18 protein-coding genes and 2 pseudogenes are annotated in these 19,906 nt (G+C 56.0%); 16 read left to right on the plus strand and 4 right to left on the minus strand.

What is annotated here, in order from left to right:
• The first annotated feature begins 14 nt into the window (after positions 1–14).
• The 15 genes and pseudogenes from AAFN83_RS03730 to glnA all read left to right on the plus strand — a co-directional run bounded on the left by AAFN83_RS03730 (position 15) and on the right by glnA (position 16,167).
• Positions 15–2,549: a PBP1A family penicillin-binding protein gene (locus AAFN83_RS03730; protein ID WP_347767154.1), complete on the plus strand. Its 2,535-nt coding sequence runs from the start codon at positions 15–17 to the stop codon at positions 2,547–2,549.
• Complete coding sequence (locus AAFN83_RS03735; protein WP_347767156.1) at positions 2,546–3,226, plus strand: peptidylprolyl isomerase; 681 nt, start codon at positions 2,546–2,548, stop codon at positions 3,224–3,226. The genes AAFN83_RS03730 and AAFN83_RS03735 overlap by 4 nt, the downstream gene beginning before the upstream one ends.
• Positions 3,227–3,558: 332 nt before the next feature.
• Positions 3,559–5,376 carry an APC family permease gene (locus tag AAFN83_RS03740; RefSeq protein ID WP_347767158.1) on the plus strand — a complete coding sequence of 606 codons (1,818 nt, stop codon included), beginning with the start codon at positions 3,559–3,561 and terminating at the stop codon, positions 5,374–5,376.
• A gap of 223 nt (positions 5,377–5,599) precedes the next feature.
• Positions 5,600–6,829 (plus strand): DUF445 domain-containing protein, encoded by a 1,230-nt coding sequence (locus AAFN83_RS03745; protein ID WP_347767159.1) that lies wholly within the window; start codon positions 5,600–5,602, stop codon positions 6,827–6,829.
• Between the two features lie 93 nt (positions 6,830–6,922).
• Positions 6,923–7,498 (plus strand): annotated as a pseudogene (locus tag AAFN83_RS03750) (AAA family ATPase); the annotation flags it as partial.
• 127 nt (positions 7,499–7,625) lie between these two features.
• Positions 7,626–7,826, plus strand: coding sequence for a cold-shock protein (locus tag AAFN83_RS03755; protein ID WP_347767160.1), 201 nt, complete (start codon positions 7,626–7,628; stop codon positions 7,824–7,826).
• A 220-nt stretch (positions 7,827–8,046) separates the two neighbouring features.
• The gene (locus tag AAFN83_RS03760) at positions 8,047–8,253 is read left to right on the plus strand and encodes a cold-shock protein (protein ID WP_347767161.1); all 207 of its coding nucleotides are present in this window, start codon (positions 8,047–8,049) and stop codon (positions 8,251–8,253) included.
• Positions 8,254–8,428: 175 nt separating this feature from the next.
• Positions 8,429–8,806, plus strand: a complete 378-nt coding sequence (locus AAFN83_RS03765) for a BlaI/MecI/CopY family transcriptional regulator (protein WP_347767163.1) — start codon at positions 8,429–8,431, stop codon at positions 8,804–8,806.
• Between the two features lie 166 nt (positions 8,807–8,972).
• The gene (locus tag AAFN83_RS03770) at positions 8,973–9,146 is read left to right on the plus strand and encodes a hypothetical protein (RefSeq protein ID WP_347767164.1); all 174 of its coding nucleotides are present in this window, start codon (positions 8,973–8,975) and stop codon (positions 9,144–9,146) included.
• Positions 9,147–9,233: 87 nt separating this feature from the next.
• Entirely contained in the window at positions 9,234–10,766 is a 1,533-nt protein-coding gene (locus tag AAFN83_RS03775) for a recombinase family protein (RefSeq protein WP_347767166.1), read from the plus strand.
• Positions 10,741–11,178: pseudogene (locus tag AAFN83_RS03780) on the plus strand (AAA family ATPase); the annotation flags it as partial. The gene AAFN83_RS03775 and the pseudogene AAFN83_RS03780, both read left to right, overlap by 26 nt.
• 213 nt (positions 11,179–11,391) lie before the next feature.
• Positions 11,392–12,699, plus strand: a complete 1,308-nt coding sequence (gene hflX, locus AAFN83_RS03785; RefSeq protein ID WP_347767168.1) for a GTPase HflX — start codon at positions 11,392–11,394, stop codon at positions 12,697–12,699.
• A gap of 125 nt (positions 12,700–12,824) precedes the next feature.
• Positions 12,825–14,075, plus strand: a complete 1,251-nt coding sequence (locus tag AAFN83_RS03790; RefSeq protein WP_347767170.1) for a methionine gamma-lyase family protein — start codon at positions 12,825–12,827, stop codon at positions 14,073–14,075.
• Between the two features lie 128 nt (positions 14,076–14,203).
• A complete protein-coding gene (locus AAFN83_RS03795) occupies positions 14,204–14,590 on the plus strand; it encodes a MerR family transcriptional regulator (RefSeq protein ID WP_058304694.1) in 387 nt (128 codons plus the stop codon).
• 239 nt (positions 14,591–14,829) lie between these two features.
• Positions 14,830–16,167, plus strand: a complete 1,338-nt coding sequence (gene glnA / locus AAFN83_RS03800; RefSeq protein ID WP_347767172.1) for a type I glutamate--ammonia ligase — start codon at positions 14,830–14,832, stop codon at positions 16,165–16,167.
• 146 nt (positions 16,168–16,313) lie between these two features.
• Here glnA and AAFN83_RS03805 read toward each other — a convergent pair whose 3' ends face one another.
• From AAFN83_RS03805 to AAFN83_RS03815, 3 genes are all read right to left on the minus strand, one after another.
• Entirely contained in the window at positions 16,314–16,880 is a 567-nt protein-coding gene (locus AAFN83_RS03805) for a YhcN/YlaJ family sporulation lipoprotein (protein ID WP_347767173.1), read from the minus strand.
• Between the two features lie 118 nt (positions 16,881–16,998).
• Complete coding sequence (locus AAFN83_RS03810; protein ID WP_347767175.1) at positions 16,999–17,370, minus strand: hypothetical protein; 372 nt, start codon at positions 17,368–17,370, stop codon at positions 16,999–17,001.
• Positions 17,371–17,541: 171 nt separating this feature from the next.
• The gene (locus tag AAFN83_RS03815; RefSeq protein WP_347767176.1) at positions 17,542–17,883 is read right to left on the minus strand and encodes a cupin domain-containing protein; all 342 of its coding nucleotides are present in this window, start codon (positions 17,881–17,883) and stop codon (positions 17,542–17,544) included.
• A gap of 171 nt (positions 17,884–18,054) precedes the next feature.
• Here AAFN83_RS03815 and AAFN83_RS03820 point away from each other — a divergent pair, with 171 nt between their 5' ends.
• Positions 18,055–19,311, plus strand: a complete 1,257-nt coding sequence (locus AAFN83_RS03820) for a DUF438 domain-containing protein (protein WP_347767177.1) — start codon at positions 18,055–18,057, stop codon at positions 19,309–19,311.
• On the opposite strand, the gene AAFN83_RS03825 is transcribed toward AAFN83_RS03820, so the two are convergent.
• Positions 19,312–19,812, minus strand: coding sequence for a Crp/Fnr family transcriptional regulator (locus AAFN83_RS03825; protein WP_347767179.1), 501 nt, complete (start codon positions 19,810–19,812; stop codon positions 19,312–19,314).
• Positions 19,813–19,906 lie beyond the last annotated feature (94 nt).

Consider the following 19,906-nt stretch of genomic DNA (forward strand, 5'->3'; position numbering starts at 1 on the left):
GGGGAAATCTGCGCATGTCCAATCGAACCCCGCAGAAGAAACCGGTACGCAAAAAAAAGAAAATGAACAAGAAGAAGGTCTTCCTGCTGCTCCTGATCGCAGCTGCACTGGCCATTGTCATCGCATTGGCTGGTTATGTCTTCATTCTGTACAGCGGGCAGAAGGCCTTGAAGGAAAATGAAAATAAATTCGTCATGTCCCAAGCCTCCATCATCTATGACGTCGACAAGAACGAGATCGCCAAGCTGTACGATGCGGAGGGGAATCGGGAAATTGCCAAGTATGAGGAATTCCCGGATATGCTGATCGACGCCTTCGTCGCGACGGAGGACAAGCGGTTCTGGGACCATTCCGGGGTTGACCCGCAATCGATCCTTCGGGCCATTGCCAAAGATATCGTTCAGCGCCGAGCAGCTGAGGGCGGCAGTACGATCACCCAGCAGCTTGCGAAGAACATGTTCCTGAACGCAGACAAGACGTTCTTCCGCAAAGCGACCGAAATGTCGATGGCCATGGCGCTCGAAGAACGGTTCGACAAGAAAGAGATCATGGAGATGTACCTGAACCGCATCTTCTTTGGCAACAGCTCCTGGGGTGTGAAGACCGCGGCCAAAACCTATTTTGGGGTAACGGATTTGAAGAAGCTGGAGCTGTGGCAGGTGGCGACCCTCGCGGCCATGCCGAAGGCGCCTTCTTACTACAACCCTATTAAGAATCCGGAAAAGTCGCTTGAGCGGCGTCAGGTCGTGCTGACGCTGATGTACAACCAAGGGTATATCACCAAGGAACAGATGGATGAGGCTTGGGATGTCGAGTATGTGCGGCCGGCAAAGAGCACCGGTACGGCAAGCACGTCGATCTTCGACAGCTTTAAGGACTATGTCGTGCAGGAAGCAGCCGACCAGTACGGCATTGACGAAGACAAGCTCGCGCGCGGGGGTTATAAGATTTATACGACCCTGAACCGGAACGCGCAAAAGGTAATGGATACTGCCTACAAAAATAACGATCTGTTCCAGGAGGACATGAACGGCGAGCGCATGCAGAGCAGCATGGTCATCCTGGATAACGCAACCGGAGGAATCGTCGCCATGATCGGCGGCCGAGATTACGAGTACAAGATGACCTTTAACCGGGCGGCAAACATGGCTCGCTCGCCTGGATCGTCGATCAAACCGTTGCTCGTTTATGCTCCGGCGCTCGAGAGCGGCGCTTATACGCGCTACAGCCAGCTTAACGATACACGCACGGATTTCAACGGCTACAGCCCGCGCAATGCGGACGGCAAGTATGAAGGCAAGGTATCGCTGGAATATGCGGTGAAACGCTCCAAGAACGTACCGGCCGTCTCGGTCCTGCAGGACATCGGCGTGAAGACGGGCAAGGCCTTTGCGGAGAAGCTTGGCCTCACCTTTGACAAGACGGATAACAACCTGGCGCTGGCGCTGGGCGGGATGGCGCATGGGGTGTCTCCGCTCCAGATGGCGCAAGCCTACAGTGCCTTCCCGAACAACGGGATTCTGCACGAAGCGCATGCGATTGTTGAAATCACGAATGTAGACGGGAATACCGCAGCTGAATTCAAGACGAAGGCGAAGCAGGTTATGAGTGCCGAGACGGCCTGGACGATGACCGAGATTCTGCAAACGGTCGTGCAATCTGGAGGAACGGGCACGAAAGCGGCCATGAACCGTCCGGTTGCCGGCAAGACCGGCTCCACGCAGATGACGATCGCCGGGTTGGAGAAGTACAACACCGACCTGTGGTTTGCCGGATACACCCCGGAATGGACGGCTGCTGTCTGGATGGGCTTTGACAACACGAACAAGTCCCATTACATCACGATGGGGAGCGGAAGTGCCGCCGCCATCTTCAAGGCGGTCATGCAGGAGGCGCTCTCCGGGTACCCGGTCAAGTCGTTTGCTCGACCGGACGGGGTGAAGGATGCGGCATCACCTCCTACAGGGGTGACGGACTTGTCCGCCGCATACGATTCGGAGACGAAGCAGGTGAAGCTCGCCTGGAAGGCGCCCCAGAATGCGGCTAAGCTGACCTTCCGCATCTACCGCAAAGAATCGGCAGAGGAAGCGGCCTCCTTGCTGCAGGAGCTGACAGGGGTCAGCGAGTTCGCGGACATGACCATTGTTCCGGGAGGCAAATATTCGTATTATGTGACGACGTATGACCCGGGCCAGGATCAGGAAGGGACAGCTTCGAATACGGCGCTGATCGAAATTCCGATGGAGGCCGTAACCCCGACTCCGTCCGAGACTCCGCTCGAAACCCCGACCGTAAGTCCCAGCGGGGAAGAAACGCCGAACGGAGAAGAAACGCCTACTCCGTCCGAAAGCGGCGGCGATTGGCTGGAGCCGGGTACCGAACCGACCCCCACCCCATCGGCTTCCGTCAGCCCGTCACCGGGAGGTCAGGAAGGACCGGGTGCGACCGCTACTCCCGTCTCCGGCAGCTCAGGGAACGAGCAGCCTGGCAATGGAAACGGCAATGGGAATGGAAATGGCAGCAATAACGGAAATGGAGGCAACCCGTGAGACGATTTCGAATGATGCAATGGACCATCCTGGCGGTGGTCCTCCTTCTCGGTTTAACCGCATGTGGCAAAGCCGCCGACAAATCGGAGAGCCCTTCTCCGTCGGCCGCCGGAGCGGCGGAGCCGACAGCAAGCCCGCTGCAATGGTCGAAGGCTCCTGACCTGACCATCGACAAAACCAAGGCTTATCAGGCCGTAATGGAAACCAACAAGGGCAGCTTCACTATAGAGCTGTTTGCCAAGGATGCGCCCGAAACCGTCAACAGCTTTGTCTTTCTGGCGGAGCAGCACTATTTTGACGGAGTTCCCTTTCACCGGATCATCGAAAGCTTCATGATTCAGACCGGCGACCCAACCGGCACGGGATCAGGTGGGCCGGGCTACACGCTGCCTGACGAATTGAACAATGGCCATTCGTATGAGCCCGGAATCGTGGCGATGGCGAATGCCGGCCCGAACACAGGGGGAAGTCAGTTCTTTATCTGCACCGGTGACGACAGCTTAAACCTGAACGATCCCCAATATGCGAATTACACGATCTTTGGGAAGGTGACGGAAGGGATGGACGTGGTGAAGGCCCTTGCCGCAACTCCTGTGACGTCCACCTTGAGGGGAGAACGCAGTGCTCCGACCGAAGAGGTCAAGATCAACTCGGTCACGATTCAACCCGCAAACTAATCGGATTCGATATCCTGTGCTTTGCAGCAGTCCGCCAAATCGGCGGGCTGTTTTTTTCTAGAAAATGATAGCGATTACAGAAAGGAATGAGGAAGAGAATAGAAGCAAAAGCTAGCTAGAAGCAGATGCGAGCATGAGAAAGACTCTTTCGTCGGTGCTTTTGACGACGGATGGCAAAGAGTGAGAAAGGATCGGCGCTGGCGAGAAATGGTGTTTCTTTACGGGAAAATGGCGTTACTTTATGATTAGAAATCGGGCTCACCGAGAATGTGCGTGCACGCTCATTCTCGCCTGAAACCAAACGCATGTTAAAGAAAAAGGAGCAAGAAATCATGGCCAATCAACTGAAGCGCTTTTTGATCGGTCGTCCGATGAAGTCGACCGAACTCGAAGACGAAAAACTCTCCAAGCTGAAAGCGCTGGCCGTCTTATCCTCGGATGCCTTGTCATCCGTTGCCTACGGCACAGAGCAAATCCTCATCGCCCTTATGGCGGCGGGAGCCGTCGCGATCTGGTACTCCATTCCGATCTCCATTGCGGTTCTCGGTCTGCTGCTTGTGCTCATCCTATCGTACCGACAAACCATCTATGCTTATCCATCCGGAGGCGGGGCTTATATCGTCGCCAAGGACAACCTGGGAGAGAGCACGAGCCTCATGGCGGGCGGATCGCTGCTCGTCGACTACATTTTGACCGTAGCCGTCAGCTCGTCGGCCGGCACCGATGCCATTACATCCGCGTTTCCATCGCTGCATGACTACCGGGTGATCATTGCTCTCGGCATGATTATATTCCTAACGCTCATCAATCTTCGGGGCACAACGGAATCCGCCAGTTTCCTCGCCATTCCGGTTTATCTGTTTATCGTCTCAATCGCGGTCTTGATCATCTCGGGAGTTGTCAAGTATGCGATGTACGGCGGGCCTGAGCACGTTCCGGCGATGGGTACCACCGTCTCCAGCATCAGCCTGTTCCTCCTGCTGAAAGCCTTCAGCTCAGGTTGTACCGCTCTGACCGGGGTGGAAGCTGTGTCGAACGCCATTCCGAACTTCAAGCAGCCTTCCGAAAAGAATGCCGCAAAGACGCTTATGATGATGGGAGCCATTCTCGGCTTCATGTTCCTCGGTATCAGCCTTCTCGCTTATTGGAACGGTGTACTGCCGAACGAGAAGATGACCGTCGTTTCTCAAATCACCGAAGCGACGTTTGGCCGTCACGTTCTCTTTTACTGGATTCAAGGGATTACCGCGTTGATCTTGTTCCTGGCCGCCAATACCGGCTATGCCGCCTTCCCGCTGCTGGCCTTCATGCTGTCGAAGGACAAATACCTGCCTCACGCCTTTCAGGTGCGCGGCGACCGTCTCGGCTTCTCGAACGGCATTATTTTCCTCGGGGTTATGTCGGCCCTGCTGATCATCGCATCGGGAGGGGACACCACGAGCCTTATTCCGCTCTATGCGGTCGGGGTATTCATTCCCTTTACCATCTCTCAGCTCGGGATGATGGTCCGCTGGTTCAAGCTGCGTCCTTCCGGCTGGCTGATCAAATTCGCCATCAACACGATCGGGATGCTGACGACCCTTACGATTACGCTCATCTTCATCGTAACCAAGTTCTCTCACGTGTGGGGCGTCTTCCTCTTCCTTCCGGCGGTCATCTACCTGTTCAAGCGCATCAGCCTGCACTACAAGAACACGGCGGATCTGCTTCGTATTGATATCGAAAAGGAAAAACCGGTGATCAAGGGAAGCACGATCATCGTGCCGGTTGCCGGTGTCACACGCGTCGTTCTCCACACGATCAGCTACGCCAAATCCTTGACAGAGAACGTGGTTGCCGTATACGTTGGATTTGATGACGAGGATATTCGACGCATGGAGGAGAAGTGGGAGCTGTGGAATCCGGGCGTTCGTCTCATTACGTTGCGCTCCCGATACCGGAGCATCATCCGCCCGCTAACCCGGTTCATCAACACGGTGGAGTGGAAGACGGCGGAGACGGATCACATTACCATCCTCATCCCGCAGTTTATTACGAAGCACTGGTGGCAAAATCTGCTGCACAACCAGACGAGTCTGCTCATTCGTGCCTATCTGTTCGCGCAGAAGGACGTCGTCATCGCAACCGTACCGTATCACTTCAATCGCTAGCAGCCCATTACCACTCCTCATGCATGAAGAGTGGATGAGTTGCCAAAAGGCAGAGGCTTTCGTTCCTCGCCGCCTATCCGGTTGAAGATGCGTGCTTTTGCGGACTCGTCAAGTGCGATAGGAGGTCAACATCATTCGAGCCAAACGGAAAGTGACTGCCTCTGTTTCGGGCAATGCCATCACCCCGAGCGATGCCCCGAAACCTGAAAAGAATACTCGCAAGATGGCGACCGTTTCATTGGTCGTGATGGCAGGAGGCTTTCTCGGAAGCCTCCTCTTGCCAGATACGCCGTTCTACCGAATCTTATCCGGCGGATTTGAAGCAGGTCTTGTCGGCGGATTAGCGGATTGGTTCGCTGTGACAGCTCTGTTCCGGCATCCGATGGGGATTCCCATCCCGCATACTTCGCTCCTGCTTAAGAACCGCAACCGGATCGTGGAATCTCTGATCACAGCGATGGAGACGGAGCTGTTGAACAAGGAGAGCATTCAGAAGAAGCTGAAGGAGGTTCGTCTGCTCCCCGCAGCCGCCTCTGCTGTTGTCGGAGCGCTCGGCAAACGGAAAACCCGTCTGGCGGTTCTGGAGAGCGCTCAGGCGGCGGTTCGAAGCCTTCCCATGGAGAAGGCAATCCCGCTCGTCCAAAACGGCCTCTCGAAGACGCTGGAGAAGGCGGAGCTTCAGCCTCTGCTGACCCGCCTGGTGCACACGGGCTTGCAGGAGGGATGGGACGAGCGCGCCTTCGATGCGGTCCTAAAAGCCGCAGATGAATGGATCGGGAAGCCGGAGACGGAGGCCATGCTCGGCCGGATGGCCCATGGCAAGCTGCGCGAGCTGCAGATGGGCGGGTTCATGGGCTTCGCCTTCCAAGCGGCAGCCGGCTTCCTCAGCGAGGACAAGCTGGGCAGCATGCTGAAGGGGATGCTCCGGTCCACGCTGTGGGATATGAAAGCACCTGCCTCGCCGATGAGAGGTAAGCTTCTGGGCGAAATCCAGCAAAGGGCTCGTGAAGCTGCGCTTGATCCCGTTCTTGCCGACTCGCTGCGCAGCTGGACGCTGGGCAAGCTGGAGGAGGAGTCGACGGCGGATTGGGCCCTGGAGCGGCTGGAAGAGCTGCGAGAAGCCATTCTCCGTTGGCTTGAGGAAGAAGCCCGGCGCGGCGGTCCGATTCTTGTGCGCCTCTTGCGCCTCACGCTCGACAAGCTGTCCGGCATGCCGGAGGTAACGAACAAGTGGGAGCAGCAAATCGCGGAGGCTCTCGCAAATGCGGTGGAGCGTAATCACTACCGGATCGGGGAGCTCGTTCGAGACAACCTGAACAAAATGGATGATGAATCGCTCGTCGAAATGCTGGAGGAGAAGATCGGGGCGGATCTGCAATGGATTCGGCTGAACGGAGCCATCTGCGGCTTCCTCGTCGGCCTGGTGCTCACCTTGTTCCGGTTGCTGCTCTAAGGTTGCCCAACATTCCGGACAGAAAGAGAACGATTTTCTGGGCTCCTGCGTATACTGATATCACCTGAAGGGAGAGGTGATATCATGAGTGTGATGGAGAACCGCATGCCCCAGCAACCAGCAGGAAACGACCGGCCTTCCCGGCAGATCAGCGTCGTTCTGAGCCAGCCCCAGGCGACCGCACCGAAAGCGGCACAGTCCGTGGCAGGGAGCCTTCCCGCCGAGTGGAGGGCGGAGCCGTTTGCCGAGCTGATGCAGGAGTTTGACCGGATGGTGGGGCTGGCGGAGGTCAAGGATTTGCTTTATGAGATTTACGCCATGCTGGCAGTAAAGAGGTATCGATCCGAGGCGGGACTGGCGGTTCAGCCTCAGGTTTACCATATGATCTTCAAAGGCAACCCGGGTACCGGCAAAACGACGGTAGCTCGAATGGTGGCAAAGCTGTTCCAGGAGATGGGTGTGCTGTCCAAAGGCCACCTGATCGAAGCGGAGCGAGCCGATCTGGTCGGCGAATACATCGGGCATACGGCCATCAAGACGCGCGAGCTTATTAAGAAGGCAATGGGCGGCGTCTTGTTCATTGACGAAGCATACAGCCTCGCTCGAGGCGGGGAGAAGGACTTTGGCAAGGAAGCCATCGATGCGATGGTGAAGACCATGGAATCCCATCTGCGAGGAAAGGACCGGCAGGACTGCCGGTCCTTTTTTGCAGTTCGCATATATTTCCTCCCCTTCCTGCATACTATAGAAAGCCGGTGTGAAATCGGCTAGTCCAAGTTGAAGGGAATTACGAAATATGACGACAGGTACAGTAAAATGGTTCAATGCAGAAAAAGGCTATGGCTTCATCGAAGTGGAAGACGGTAAGGATGTGTTTGTGCATTTCAGCGCCATCCAAACCGAAGGCTACAAATCGCTGAATGAAGGTGAGCGTGTTCAACTCGACATTACCCAAGGAAACCGCGGCCCGCAGGCGGAGAATGTGGTCCGGCTGTAAGCGCCGTTAACCAGCATAGAAGAAGGGCGAGTGCCTGTCATCCATCCCGCCACTCAGCCATTCCCTAAGGGAAAGGCGGACGGTGAGGATGGAAGACACGCGGTAGAGCGTTCTCTCCAACCGTTCTTAGGAACGAGCATCTAGGTTGGAGGGTTCGCTCTATGCGGTTTTGGTGAAGGTTCTGCTCGTTAACTCGCGGATTCGAGAAAGGAGGGTTGCGATGTTTTCCAAAAAGATTCCTGAAGCGCTGCCGGAGGAGGATACCGCGGTCTGGTCCTGCGCGAGCGGGGATTGCAAGGGTTGGATGAGATCGAACTTTGCTTTTCTGGAGGAACCGGCCTGCCCCCTCTGCGGGTCTTCCATGCAGCAGGAAACCCGAATGCTGCCCATCTTGCAGAACTCCACGAAAAATAATGCTTTTTCTTGAACAGAGATCCGATTTCTATTTCGAATGGACTTCGAATGGCGGACACCTTATTTCGTGCCTGGATGCGGCGAAATGAGGTGTTTTGCATTTTCGCGGAGATCTGTGAAGCATTGACGGCGAGAAAAGACAGATGTAGAATATAAAAAGACAGTTGTAGAATATGGAGGTGCGCTTCATGAGCTTGATCAAGAAGCTCCCGGATGCGGAATTCGAAATCATGAAGGTGGTTTGGGCGAACGAGCCGCCTATTTCCAGCGCATTGATCATGGAGCAATTGGGCAGAGAGAGGGAATGGAAAGCCCAGACGATTCTCACCCTCATGGTCAGGCTCGTGGATCGCGGTTTTCTCCGAACCGAAAAAAACGGCAAGGAACGTACCTACTATCCGATGATCGCCAAGGAAGATTATTTGAAATTTGAGACAGGCGACTTCATGGAACGGTTCCATGGCAATTCCTTCGCCAGTTTGGTTGCCACCCTGTACAACGGCAAGAAGATGAAACCAAACGACCTCGATGAATTGGAGAAATGGCTGAAGGACAGGAGGGATTGACGTGCAGCTCATCCAGGCTGCGCTCATAAGACGAGCGAATGAACGGCTGACGGTGGTTTTCCTTCTGCTGACACCTTTCGGGAATCTCCCGATAAGGTGTTTTTTGTGGTGCTGCCGGAATGGGACATTCCTTGTGCTTCATATAGGTGAAGCGGGAGGGATGGCCATGGCGCGAAAGCCGCTCCGCCAGTCGGATATCGCCATTCTTGAGCATTACGAGTCATTGGAGGAAGCGAGTGCGAGGGACGAAGAGGAACGCATGGGGCGCATCGTCAGGCTGCTGCTGGTAAGCCGGGATCACGGCAAAGTACAGGGAGACCGGGAAGAGAGTGCGGAGTAAGGAGAGGCTTCAAATCCCGAATGCGGGCCAGAGGGGAGAGAGCAGATGCCCCATGAGAGCGTGACGAGTAAGGGGAGTAACGCAAGGATGCCGGAAGCCTTCCTAGAAGAAGCGGCCGGGGGTAAGCCGCCCTGGAAAGCGATTGTGTATGCCCGGGTATCCACGGAAGAACAAGCGGAGCGCGGCTACAGCCTGGAAGCCCAGCGAGAGGACTGCCTGCGGCGGACGAAGGAGCTCGGGTACTCGCCGGACGCTGTGCTTGTGCTGTCGGATGAAGCCTCCGGCGCCCAGCTTGACCGACCGGGACTGAATCGCATGCGGGAGCTCGTGGCAAGCGGTTCGGGCATTGAAATCGTTGTCGTCTATGACCCGGATCGGCTGTCCCGCAAGCTGTCACACCAGCTGATTGTGACTGAGGAATTGGTTAAAGGAAAAATCACCCTTGAATTCGTCAACTTTGCATGGAACAATACACCTGAGGGAAGAATGTTCTACCAGCTCCGGGGGATGTTCGCAGAGTTCGAACGGGAGAAGATCCGCGAGCGCACCATCCGCGGTCGTCTTGCGAAGCTGAAGCACCATGGAAAGCTAAGTCTCGACCCCCGGTTGTATGGTTATCGGTTTGACACGGAGGAGGACGTGCTCGTTCCATCTTCGGATGAAGCCTCTAGGGTCCAGCAGATCTTCCGTCTAGCCGCGGATGGGCAGAGCGCGGCAGCGATCGCTCGCCAGTTGCAGGCGGAAGGCTGCCCGGCCCCGAGGGGAACGCGCTGGTACGGCTCCACCGTGAGCCGGATTCTGCGCAACCCCAGCTACCTCGGCACCTATTCGGCCTATAAGGTCGATTACCACCTCGGGTACCGCCACGAGCGGCCGCCCGAGGAGCAATTCCCGCTGCCGCTCGTCCCGCTGGTGGACGAGGCGCTGTTCGCCGCCGCCGGGCGCATGCTGGCCCGGAAGGCGTCCAGCGCCGCTCGCCCAGGCCGTGCCGAGCGGCTTGCCGCCGGCCGCGCGATCTGCGCGTGCGGCCGGCGCATGACCGCCGCCTACGCCCCCGGCGGCGGCGCGTACTACCGCTGCCCGGCAGGCGGGCGAGCGGGCAAGGGCTGCGGCCGCTACTGGAATGCGGCCGCCGTCGACGCGCTCCTGTGGGAGCGCGTAAGCACCGCCGCCGCTCGCGAGGCGCGGCACTGGCTTGCCCGCGGCGCCAGCACGGCCGTGGGCGGCGCCCAGGCGGCGGAAGCCGCGGAGCTGGCGCGGCGGCGGGATCGGCTCGAGGAGCGCCGGGAGCGGCTCCTCGAGCTGTACCTCGCCGACGAGCTGGAGCGCGCGGCTTTCCGCCGCAAGGACGCGGCGCTCGCGGAAGATGCGCGGCGCCTGGGCGCGCGGCTCGCGGAGCTTCGAGCCGCGGCGACGGCTCCTTGGGCGGCGGAGGAAGCCGCCCAGGCGGTCGAGGCCGCGCTCGCCGGCGCGGACTTCGCGCTCCGCCGCGCGGTCTTCGAGCTCGCCGTCCGCGAGGTGGTCTTTGCGGCCGGTTCCGGCCTGCAGCTGGACATTCGCTACCGACTCGCCGATTCCTCGCAAATAGCGAGCGATGGTGAAAGCCATGGAGGACCATAAGAATCAATTCATCCTCATCCTGGCGGGCTATCCAGAGGAGATGAAGGAGTTTCTCAGCACGAACCCGGGCTTGCCCTCCCGCTTCCCGGTCCTGATCGAGTTTCCCGACTACTCGGTCGATCAGCTGCTGCAGATCGCGGACATTCAACTGAAGGAGAGGCAGTACGTGCTGACTCCGCAAGCGGAATGGAAGCTGAAGCAGCAAATTCAGCGGGAGAAGGATACGTGCCTGGAGGCGTTCAGCAACGGCCGCTACATACGCAATCTTCTGGAGAAGGCACTGCGAAACCAAGCGGTTCGTCTGCTGCGTCAAGGGGGAGGGCCCTCGAAGCAGGAATTGATGGCGCTCCGGCCTGAAGACCTTCCCGAGCAAGCGCCGGCTCTCCGGGAAAAGCTCCTGTTTTCCTTGTGAGGGATAAGCAGGGCGAGTCAGGTACATGATGGAGACGAGGGCTTAGGTGCCGCCTCTTTCCGCATTGAGGCTGTTCTTCGGTTCCCGCTCTTTGAATTCCGCTCACACGGGAGCTTCCTGATAGTACGTCATTTGCAATATATTGAAAAAGAGACAGTCAACCGGCCGGGGAGCGGTTATCCGCTCTCCAGGCTCCGGCTGCAAGGAGGTTCTATGAAATCAACAACCCATAACGTGGAGAGCTTGGTGGACGAAAAAGCGGTCCTCGTCAGTCTCGTCACCGACGACCGCCGCTGGACGGCGGAGATGGCCAAGCATTCCTTAAACGAGCTGATCAACCTGGCGGAGACAGCGGGGCTTGAAGTCCTCGGCGTAATCACGCAAAACCGGGAGACGGCCGATCCCAAATGGTTCATCGGCAAAGGCAAAGCTGAAGAGGTCAAGCAGTTGGTCATTCAAACCGAAGCGAATATCGTTGTCTTCGATCAGGAGCTGTCCGGGGCCCAAGTGCGCAATCTGGAGGAGTTCCTCGATGCGAAGATCATCGACCGCACCCAGTTGATCCTGGATATCTTCGCCCAACGCGCCAAGACACGGGAAGGCATTCTGCAAGTCGAGCTGGCGCATCTAAGCTATCTCCTGCCTCGCTTGTCCGGCCAAGGGACAAATCTATCCCGGCAGGGCGGCGGCATCGGTACCCGCTTTGGCGGCGGGGAAACGAAGCTGGAGACGGATCGCCGTCACATCCGCGAGCGGATCTCCACCCTGAAGGGGCAGCTCGCCGAGGTGGTTCGCCAGCGCACATTGCACCGGGAACGGCGCAAAAAGACCGGCGTCACGCAAGTGGCTCTTGTCGGGTATACCAACGCCGGCAAATCCACGCTGCTGAAGCGCTTGACGCAAGCAGATGTCTATGTGGAAGACAAGCTCTTTGCCACGCTTGACCCGACTACCCGCAGCTTGACGCTTCCGGGCGGGAAGGAAATCGTGCTCACCGACACCGTCGGCTTTATTCAGAACCTGCCCCATGACCTCGTGGCCGCCTTCCGTGCGACGCTGGAGGAGGCGAATGAAGCGGACTTGATCCTCCATATCGTCGACAGCTCCTCGGAGATGAGAGACGAGCAGATGCGCGTCGTCGACGAAGTGCTTCGCGAGCTGGGAGCGGAGGGCAACGAGCGGGTGACGGTGTTTAACAAGATCGATCAGATCCCGATAGCTGAGCGCGATCTGCTTACGGCGCCTGGTGAATGGCTGCGCATCTCCGCTCTGCAGGAGAAGGATTTGGAGAGCCTGCTCCTCTTCCTGGAGAACAAGCTGTCGGGCGGGACGGCGTCCTATCGTATTCCGGCTGACCGAGGCGACCTGATCGCGTTTGCTTACCGGATCGGAACGGTGCTGGATAGTGAAGTGGATGGAGACGACATGATGCTGAACGTTCGGCTGGATGCTACCGATGCGGGGAAGTTCGGCCACACGCTGGAGCCTTTTCGTGCTCACTCCGAGTCGGCTTCTCGATAATCGAAAGGCTAACCGATGCGAGAAAAAGGTTCGCGCAGAGGGGAGGGAACGGGAGTTGACCATGCTGGGACGGCGTGGTAAACTCCTCTTTTCTGCTTGTATGTGAAACGAAGGAGATTGGAGTCATGATTTTATCGGACGAGATTCGCCGCATTGCGGAAGCGGCGGAAGTGACGGCGGAAGCCCGCCTGAAAGAGCTGGATCGCCTTGCGGAAGCGAACCAATGGAAGGTAATCGAGGCGTTCCAGAAGCACAAAGTCAGCGATTTTCATTTTGCCGGCTCGACCGGTTACGGATACAATGACCGCGGGCGAGAAGTGTTGGATCTCGTCTATGCGGACGTATTTGGGGCGGAGGCGGCTCTCGTACGCCCTCATTTCGTCTCAGGTACGCATACGATTGGCACAGCGCTGTTCGGGGTGCTTCGGCCCGGTGACAAGCTTCTTTACATCACCGGAGACCCTTACGACACCCTTCATCACGTGATTGGAAAAGGGAAGGACGGCTCGGGCTCATTGGCCGACTTCGGCATCGGATACGGCAAGGTAGAGTTGACCGAGGATGGAAAGCCGGACTGGGCGGCCATTGAGGCCGCGCTCACGGATGATGTCCGGGTTGTCGGCATCCAACGCTCTCGCGGGTACGCTTGGCGGTCGTCTTTTACCGTGGAAGAGATCGAAGAAATGACAGCCTTCGTCAAAAACCGGAAACCGGATGCAATCGTGTTCGTAGATAACTGTTATGGAGAGTTCACCGAGCTCACCGAACCGACCCAAGCAGGCGTCGATCTCATCGCCGGTTCTCTGATCAAGAACCCGGGCGGAGGGATCGCCCCGACTGGCGGGTACATAGCAGGAAGAGCGGAACTGGTGGAAAAAGCAGCATTTCGGCTGACCGCGCCGGGAATCGGCGGGGAAGTCGGGGCTATGCTCAACACGATGCGAAGCTTGTTTCAGGGCCTGTTCCTCGCTCCCCATCTGGTGGGACAGGCGCTCAAAGGAAGTGTGTTCGCGGCGGCTGTCTTTGAGGAACTCGGGTTCGATACAAAGCCCGGCTGGAGAGACCCGCGTACCGACCTCATTCAGGCGATTCGCTTCACGGGAGCCGATCATCTGATCGCCTTCGTACAGGGTATCCAGAAGGCGGCTGCCGTCGATTCGCATGTGGTTCCGGAACCGTGGGATATGCCGGGGTATGACGATCCGGTTATTATGGCTGCCGGAACGTTCATCCAGGGAGGAAGCCTCGAGCTGTCTGCTGATGCTCCGGTTCGTGCTCCGTACATCGCCTATATGCAGGGCGGCTTGACGTACGCTCATGCGAAGCTTGGCGTCCTTCACGCGTTAGAGAATATGAGGGTGCGAGGGCTATTGTGAATCTTTTGTAATCAAGCTGTAATTAAACCTCACACTGGTTGACACTTTTTCTGGTTCAATGGTAAGATGAAGAGGAATATCCGTCACAGGAGTGATTGGCCTTGAACAATGATGAAATCCGAAGGAACATGGCCTTGTTCCCGATCGGGATCGTGATGAAGCTGACCGACCTTACGGCAAGGCAAATCCGATATTATGAGCAGCATGAATTGGTGAAGCCTGCACGAACGGGCGGCAACCAACGATTGTATTCGTTCATTGATGTCGAACGTCTTTTGGAGATCAAGAATTTGATCGAGAAGGGCGTGAACATCGCCGGGATCAAGCAGGTTCTGTCTCCGATCACGCAGAACTCCGAAGAAGCGACCGTGATTACGGTGGAGACCGAGCAGAAACGCAAGGAGCTGTCGGATTCTCAGCTTCACAAGATGCTCAAGCAGCAGCTCTTTACCGGAAACAAGCGGCCAAACCAGGTTTCGCTCATCCAAGGGGAGCTTTCCCGCTTTTTCCACTAGACGTAAGCTTCTCTCCCGAAGGAGAGACTTGCGCACAACCTTACGACAGGTTCAATGCATTTGCAGAATACGGAGAGGCTCTGCCTCGAATAGGGCAGACTTCCAGGTAACCGCAGGGAAGCGAAGAAGCCCGTTCCTGGCGTCTCCGTGTCAATTGTTGGGATCGCATTCATGGACCGCCTTGTGCACCCGGGCGGACAATTCTTTCGTACAATGACCCATAGGGAGGAATCGGTTTCGTGACGACCAAAGGATTTAGCAAAGAAGACATTCTTCGCATTGCGAAGGAAGAGAACGTCCGGTTTATCCGCCTTCAATTTACGGATTTGCTTGGAACCATCAAGAACGTTGAGATTCCGGTAAGCCAGTTGGAGAAGGCGCTCGACAACAAAATGATGTTCGACGGCTCGTCCATCGAAGGCTACGTGCGGATCGAAGAATCTGACATGTACCTTTACCCGGATCTCGATACATGGGTGATCTTCCCTTGGGTTACGGAGGATCGCATCGCTCGCCTTATCTGCGACATTTATCTCCCGGACGGTACGCCGTTCCCTGGCGATCCTCGCGGCATTCTCCGCCGCGCCTTGAAGGAAGCCGAAGAGATGGGCTACACGACGATGAACGTGGGACCGGAACCGGAATTCTTCCTCTTCAAGACTGACGAGAAGGGAAATCCGACCACGGAGCTGAACGACCAAGGCGGTTACTTCGATCTGGCTCCTACGGACCTCGGTGAAAACTGCCGTCGCGAAATCGTATTGACGTTGGAGGAAATGGGCTTTGAAATCGAAGCCTCTCACCACGAGGTGGCTCCCGGTCAGCACGAGATTGACTTCAAATATGCCGATGCCCTCAAGGCAGCGGATTCGATTCAAACCTTCAAGCTGGTGGTTAAGACGATCGCTCGCCAGCATGGCCTGCATGCTTCCTTCATGCCGAAGCCGCTCTTCGGCGTAAACGGCTCGGGGATGCATTGCCACCAATCGCTGTTCCGCGGCTCGGAGAACGCCTTCTATGACGAGAGCGACAAGCTTGGTCTCAGCCAAGAAGCCCGCTATTACATGGCAGGGATCCTCAAGCATGCTCGTTCGTTTGCCGCCGTCACCAACCCGACGGTCAACTCGTACAAGCGGCTCGTTCCCGGCTATGAAGCTCCGTGTTACGTAGCTTGGTCGGCAAGCAACCGCAGCCCGATGATCCGCATTCCGGCTTCCCGCGGCCTTAGCACCCGCATCGAGGTTCGCAACCCGGACCCCGCGGCCAACCCTTACCTGACGATGGCGGTTATGCTGAAGGCAGGATTGGACGGCATCAAGCACAAGAGCCCATTGCCAGCACCCGTTGACCGCAACATCTATGTTATGACGGAGGACGAGCGTATCGATCAAGGCATCCCGAGCTTGCCGGGCGACCTGAAGGAAGCGCTGAACGAGCTTCTCCGTGACGACGTGATCTGCGAAGCCCTCGGCGACCACGCCTTGTCCTACTTCTTCGAGCTCAAGGAGATCGAATGGGATATGTATCGCACCCAGGTTCACCAATGGGAACGCGACCACTACATGACGCTGTACTAGAATAGTGAATCCCTTGGCCTATGCGGGCCAAGGGATTCTTTGCTTTTTAGAGGCGGAATAGCAATCGCCCCAGCAAGCTCATTTAGCTGACGGGGCGATTGTAAAGCAATATAGATAGCTGGAACCGCCGATGTGGCAGATCCCTTTTATCGGAACGAATGGAATTCGATTCGGTCAATGTCCGTGATGAGAATACCAACATCGTCCGAATAGTAACGGACAGATTGTCCGTCCGTTGGCTCCAAGTGCATTCGAAGGCCTTGAATTCGCATGATCAGATTTTTGTCGGTCGTAACATGAACAAGCGAATGCGGATGGAGCCCCTTGACGATTCGGGTTGCCTGGTTTTTTGCTTGATTTTCTTGTGCCATGTTCGGTATATCTAACCCAATCAACACATGGTTTCCATGGATTAAGGCTGTCGCCATCTGGATCCCGTTAACGGTGGTTAATTGTTCCGCGGTTTTATCGGCAACTGCCCTTTCGGAAGAGGCTGGGGTTCTATATCCTTGTGTACGAATATAGGGGCCTTCTGTTTTTACCCCCGTTTGTTCGTGTGGCATACGGTGTGATTCGGAACGAACTTGCTCATTTTGGGGGATTGGGCCGACGGAATGATAACTTTGAGGCCTCATGTTTCTTGCTGAGCAGCCGTTTGAAAAGACTAGAATAAGGCTGATCGCGAGCAACATGATTAGGGTTTGTCGTTTCATCTTGTCCACCTCCGCCCCATACTGTGTACCCGAATTGAATGAATTATGCGTGTACAAAGAGGGGGGGAGCTGCTGCTCTCCATCTATAGGAAAAGAACGCCCCAGAGGAGGCGTTCCGTTATTCGATCAGTCCCATTTTTCGCAGGCGGTTCATGATGGCGATTTGCTTCTCCGTTGCCACATGTTGCCCTCTTAGCGTCTCTAAGTCGAAGTAGAAGTCCGAATGGTCAGATGCTCGTTGAATGAGTTTGGTTGTGATTTCAAGGTCGTGATCGTTCTCCAACACTCCCCCAAACTCCAACAAGTTTAACCGCAGCAGGTCCCTCAGCGAAGCAATGTCGTGTTCTCTCAATACCTGCAATGCCGGAGCCAGTTGCTCCCGTTCCTTGGTACTCGAAGCCACCGCACTCAAACTGGAGACTAGCAGGTGCTGACATTCGGGCGGCAAAGGGAAGAGAACATACAAAGGGATCAATAGTTTGTTGTTCATGCTGTCACCCCCGCTGTGAGCATAGCATAGGCGCTTTACAGGATTGAAGCGGTAAATGTATCCAATGCAGAAAAACGGACATTCCTGATGCCGGGCGCGGTCTTTTGGCTTGCATGTGCCAAAAGACTGTTCCAAGCAAAGGAATGTCCGTTATTTAGCGGGAAGGATGGATTACACGTTCTGAGTGTATGCCTCGCTAGGCGGCTGCAGAAGGGTGACCAGAAGGCTGGACTTCTCATTCGAGCTGCCAGCATATGCGAAGGTATCCTCACCGGAAATGTGCAAAAGATCACCCTTCTCGACGGAATGCGGCTCACCCGCAACGGTCATAACGCCGCTGCCTTCGAGGACGGTAATGTACACGATGGAGCCGGGGTGTTTATGCTCGGGAAGGGTATGGCCGGGTCCGAAGTTCAGGACAAACACGGCATGATCCGCTTCTTTAAATAACATGCGCTTGGTAAATCTCTCTTCCAGGTACTCTTGGTATTGAGCGATCACTTTCTTTTCCATGGGGATCACACTCCTTTGGGCTTGGATCGTATCACGATCGAGTCATTTTCATTTTGTCCTCTTTTTGGTGTGCAAGTTGTGATCTGAATCACAAGATGGTTCCCTTCAACTTGGTAGTGTAGGAAGTGAGATGAGAATCGTTATCAAGTGAAACTTGAAGGAGGAACGATGATGAGCGAAATTATCAACAATCGTGAGCATGCTGCTTCGATGCGCCCGGAGCGCCGGCAAATGCTCAAGGAGATCATAAAGGATTTGCATGATGGAAAACAAGTGGAGGACGTAAAACGACGCTTTGACGAAGCCGTCGGCTCTGTATCGGTTCACGAAATCTCCGAACTGGAGCAAGCGCTCATGGAAGAGGACGGGATTCCTGTCGAGGAGGTACAACGGCTATGCAGCGTACACGCGGCCTTGTTCAACGGATCGATTGAAGACATTCACCGCTCTTCCAATCCAGAGGATCAGCAAGGGCATCCGGTGCATACCTTCAAGCTGGAAAACCGGGAGATCGAGCGGCTGGTCTCGTTCACCATTTCTCTGCACAGGGATCGGTATTTGAAAGACCCGTCCGAGGAGACTCGGATGAAGCTGATCGAAGACTTCTCGCTTCTCTACGATGTGGATAAACACTACAGCCGCAAAGAAAATCTGCTGTTCCCTTACCTCGAAAGATACGGCATCTACGGACCGACGAAAGTGATGTGGGGTGTGGATGACGGGGTACGACTGGGCATCAAAGAGGTATTGGCCGCGCTCAGAACGGGTGAAACCGCTCCGGCCGAACTGAACGGGCTCATGGAAAGAGTGCTGAATGAAGTGACCCAGATGATCGTCAAGGAAGAGAATATTTTGCTGCCGATGTCCTTGGAAAAGTTGACGGAGGACGAATGGCTGAAGATCGCCCATGAAAGCGCGGAAATCGGGTTCTGCTTGACTGCGCCGGAGCGGGAATGGATCCCGGCACGAGTTCCCGAGCCGGCTGAAGCGGCAGAATCCGAAGAAGCAGAGCTGCCTCATGCAGCAGGCCGAGTGCGGATGGCGACCGGCAGTCTTTCCATCGAGCAACTGGAGGGGCTGTTGAATCACATGCCTGTGGATCTCACGTTCATCGATGAGGATGATGTGGTTCGTTACTTCTCCCACGGGAAGGATCGCATCTTCGCAAGAACGAAGGCGGTCATCGGCCGTACGGTCCAAAACTGCCATCCGCCGCAAAGCGTTCATGTCGTGAATCAGCTGCTGGCAGACTTCAAGGCTGGAGTGAAGGATGAGGAGAGCTTCTGGATTCCTTTCCGGGAACGGTTTGTCCATATTCAGTATTTCGCTGTACGCGCAGAAGATGGTCGTTACTTGGGAACACTGGAATTTACCCAGGATATCGGTCCTCTGCAAAAGCTCACGGGTCAAAAACGGATTCTGTCGTAATCAGCGACGGGGATTTCGCATAAGCCGATTGACGGTTTCGCGTCGCAGCCCGATGATCTGTCCGATCTCGCCCTGCGTGAGCAGGTCTGTGAGGGAAGCCGGTTGAATATACGCGTCAAACCATTCTTGAAGCCGATTCAGACGGGCGGCGGGGGATACCTCGGTTAATTGATCGATTCGCTGCTGCATCATTTGAAGCTTGAGCTGCAGCTGCAGGGCAATCGCTCGAAACCGTTCGGGATCTTCCTCCAAGCCCCGGTACCATTCCTTGTTCGACAGAACTTCGATCTCGCAGGTCGTGAGCGCTAGGGCCGTTCCATAATAGGGGTTTGGGCTGATTAAGGAATGATGCGGAATAATTTCGTGGGGTACAATGACGTTAACCAAAAGCTGGCTTCCATCCTCATGTACGCGGACAATCTTGAGCATGCCGCTTTTGATGTGGTAGAGAGGACCGGACTCCCCCTGGCGAAACAGAGTATCTCCCTTTTGCAGAATCATTGATGTTCCTCCCGTTCTTGGAATCGCTTCTCTGATTATAGCGATTATCCAAGGCGAAAGCCAAGAGAAAAGGCCCTCAAGTCATGCCAGGCAT

This window comes from Gorillibacterium sp. CAU 1737, assembly GCF_039888655.1.
In the GTDB taxonomy this organism is placed as follows: domain Bacteria; phylum Bacillota; class Bacilli; order Paenibacillales; family NBRC-103111; genus Gorillibacterium.